This is a genomic window from Streptomyces olivochromogenes, assembly GCF_021538895.1.
GTDB lineage: Bacteria > Actinomycetota > Actinomycetes > Streptomycetales > Streptomycetaceae > Streptomyces > Streptomyces olivochromogenes_A.
Genome location: NZ_JADDRL010000247.1, coordinates 1 through 3373, shown reverse-complemented (window position 1 = coordinate 3373; position 3373 = coordinate 1). Strand labels below are relative to the sequence as shown.

Below are 3373 nucleotides of genomic sequence, written 5' to 3'. Positions count from 1 at the left end.
TCGACGGCCCGTACAAGTCGGACCACTACCGCTACTGAGTCCGGCGACCCGCCCGCCGGGGGAGCGACGTCCGTGCACTGACGCGCTCCGCTCGGCGGCAGGTCCCCCGGTCCTCCGAGGCAGGCCCCCGCACCCCCGTGCCGGGGGCCTGCCCCTTTGCCCGGACCAACCCGTCCGAAGGCCGGACCGACTCGTCCGACCGGACCAGCCCGTCAGAACCCAGGACCCCCATGCCCCGCGGCCGCTATTCGCTCCATGATCCGCACGATCACACCCCCCTCGCGGAAGAGCACTTCCACTGCGCCCCCGGCCCGTCCGGCTGGCGTTACGTCTCCCAGCTGACCACCCCCTCGGGCGACCACTACGGCTCTGTCGACCTCGCCCTCGACGACCTCGGCCGCCCCATCCGCCTCGAACTCCACGCGGGCGGCTGGCAGGTGCGCGGCGCCGCCCTCGATGGCGTCACCTGGGTCCGGACCGACCCCACCGGCACTCATGCCACCGAAGGCAATGTGCGCGCCCACGCCTTCACCGGCACGTCCCCCGCGTTCCTCGTCGCCACCGCCCGTCTCCTGCGCCTCACCCCTTCCGCCGCTGCGACCCGCGTCCGCCTCGTGGCCTTCACGGATCCGGTGCTCGCCCCACGCACCGTCGATCAGTCCTGGGCCCTGGTGAAAAGCGAAACACACGCCACTGACAACGCCCCCCTGGCCGTGGACGAATACCAGGTCACAGCCCTGGACACGGGCGAGCAGCACACCGTGCACATCGCTGGGGACGTGGTCCTCGCCGCGCCGGGAATCGAGCTGGAGGATCTTGAGACACCGCCGTCGGTGTTCGGCTGACACCGACGGCGGCTCGCGTCACGCCGGAGGAGCAAACCCGGTGGCCGGCCGATCGGCCGGGGGCCCTTCCTGCCGGGGCGCGGGTGCAGGCGCAGGCGTGGGTGCGGGCCGATCGACGGGCGCCCCGGTCCCCGGCCGACCTCCGACGCCGTACTCCGACGGAGGCTGCGGCTGATACGCGGCCGACTGATACGCGGACGGAGGGGGCGCCTGCGGGGGTGACTGAGGCGCTGCCGGAGGGGCATAGCCGACAGCGGCACCGCCGACACGCGGGAAGCCGGAAAGCACGCCTCCCACGACAGGCGCGCCACCCGCCGCGGGGCCGCCCCCGAAGGCCCGACGGACCTCGCGTGCCTGCCGCTCCTGCACCACCGCCGCCAGATAGGCCGCCGGCGGGACACCCTGCGGCGCCGGAGTTCCCGTCCGAGCCGCCACATCGGCCGCGAGCCGCTCCGCCATGCCGCTCGCGACCTGCGGATCCAGCTGCTGCATGCGCGTCAGGTACTGCCGAACGGCAAGCCACAGACCATCCGGAACGGCGGAGAGGTCGAGCTCGGAAAAGCGCCCGGCGAGCCAGGGCGGCGGCGGAGGAACGAAACGGGCCTGCCCGACAGGCACCCGCTCCCGTACGACCAGGGTGCCCGCGAACACGTCGCCGAGCCGCCGCCCACGCGCCGACACGAGCGACGCGATACACGCGACCACCCCGAACGTCAGCAGGATCTCGACGACACCGATCGCACCGCGCACCAGCGCGTGCCGGAACCGGATCGGCCCGCCGTCGTCCCGCACCACGCGCAGCCCGCACGCCATCTTCCCCAGCGAACGGCCGTGACTGAGCGTCTCCACCGCGATAGGGGCGCCCACCAGCACCAGCAGGAACGTAGTGATGGTGAGCGCGATCTGCGCCGCCTCGTCCAAGGACGCCGTCGCCGCCACCAGCGCCGTTGTCACGGCGATATAGGCGACCATGGCCACGGCCAGGTCGAGCAACACCGCCAGCGCCCTGCTGGGCAGCCTCGCAGGGCGCAGTTCAAGCGCCACCGCCTCGCCCGTCACCAGCTCACTCACACCCGTCGTCCTTCCCCTGGCCTGCCCCGAGAACCGCAAGTCTGCCAAGCTGAGGGCGCATCGCGCGCCAGTACGACAACCTGACAGCCGCCACGGCCGTCGATGAGCAGCCGAGGAGCAGGCAGACCCGATGGACCTCGACGTCTTCGTCTCCGCCCACCGAGCCGAGTGGGACCGCCTCGACGCCCTGCTGCGTCGCCAGCGTCGGCTCAACGGAACGGAGGCGGACGAACTCGTCGTCCTCTATCAGCGCACCGCCACCCACCTGTCCCTGATCCAGTCCAGCGCCCCCGACCCCCAGCTCACGGGCCGCCTCAGCCAACTCGTGGCACGCGCGCGCAGTGCCGTGACCGGCACCCGCCGCGCCTCATGGCGCGACGTCACACGTTTCCTGGGACAGGGCTTCCCCGCCGCGGTCTACCGCTCGCGCCACTGGTGGGTGCCCACCGCGCTCATCTCCACCGCGATCGCGATCCTCCTGGGCTGGTGGATAGGTACGCACCCCGACGTGCAGTCCTCCATCGCAGCCCCCAATCAGCTGCGCGAGCTCACCCGCCCCGGTGGTGAGTACGAGACGTACTACTCCAGCCACCCGGCGGCCTCCTTCGCGGCCCAGGTGTGGACGAACAACGCCCAGGCGGCTGCGGTCTGCCTCGTCCTCGGCGTCTTCCTCGGCCTGCCTGTCCTCTGGATCCTCTTCGAGAACATGGTCAACCTGGGCGTCGGCTTCGGCCTGATGTCGTCGGCAGGCCGACTCGACACCTTCCTCGGCCTGGTCCTCCCGCACGGCCTGCTCGAACTGACCGCGGTCTTCGTCGCGGCCGGCACGGGCCTGCGTCTCGGCTGGACCGTCATCGACCCGGGTCCCCGCACCCGTCGCACGGCCCTCGCCGAGGAGGGCAGGGCCGCGGTGGGCATGGCGATCGGACTCGCCCTGGTCCTTTTCGTCTCCGGCGCCATCGAAGGCTTCGTCACCCCCTCGGGCCTGCCCACCTGGGCACGCATAGGCATCGGAGTAGTCGCCGAGCTGGCCTTTCTCGCGTACGTCTTTGTTCTGGGCGGCCGTGCCGCACGCGCCGGCGAGACGGGCGATCTTGAGGAAGCCGAGCGAAGCTCCGCCGTGCCGATGGCCGCCTGATGTGCGGACAGGCCTCCTGAGCTGCTAGTCTCCTCTTCGCCCCACAAGAACCGTTGACACGGAGCGAGTGGGGAGGTAGATTCAAACAGTTGCCTAGAACTGGACAGTTCGGTGGGCAGCCGACAGAATCTATCTGCTTCTCGTGGAGTCAACATTCCGAGAAGCATCTTCCGATTACTCAGGAATGAGCGGCCGGTCAGACCGGCCAAGAACTTCTGATAAAGTCGGAGTCGCCGGAAAGGGAAACGCGGAAGCGGAAACCTGGAAAGCACCGAGGAAATCGGATCGAGAAAAGATCTGATAGAGTCGGAAATGCAAG

Annotated in this window: 3 protein-coding genes; 2 read left to right on the top strand and 1 reads right to left on the bottom strand. The window is 70.3% G+C overall.

Annotated elements, in window-relative coordinates; all coding sequences use genetic code 11:
* The first annotated feature begins 230 nt into the window (after positions 1-230).
* Positions 231-845, top strand: coding sequence for a hypothetical protein (locus IPZ69_RS46585; protein ID WP_235460990.1), 615 nt, complete (start codon positions 231-233; stop codon positions 843-845).
* 18 nt (positions 846-863) lie between these two features.
* On the opposite strand, the gene IPZ69_RS46580 is transcribed toward IPZ69_RS46585, so the two are convergent.
* A complete protein-coding gene (locus IPZ69_RS46580) occupies positions 864-1916 on the bottom strand; it encodes an RDD family protein (RefSeq protein ID WP_235460989.1) in 1053 nt (350 codons plus the stop codon).
* Positions 1917-2046: 130 nt separating this feature from the next.
* Here IPZ69_RS46580 and IPZ69_RS46575 point away from each other — a divergent pair, with 130 nt between their 5' ends.
* Positions 2047-3054 (top strand): stage II sporulation protein M, encoded by a 1008-nt coding sequence (locus IPZ69_RS46575; RefSeq protein WP_235460988.1) that lies wholly within the window; start codon positions 2047-2049, stop codon positions 3052-3054.
* Positions 3055-3373 lie beyond the last annotated feature (319 nt).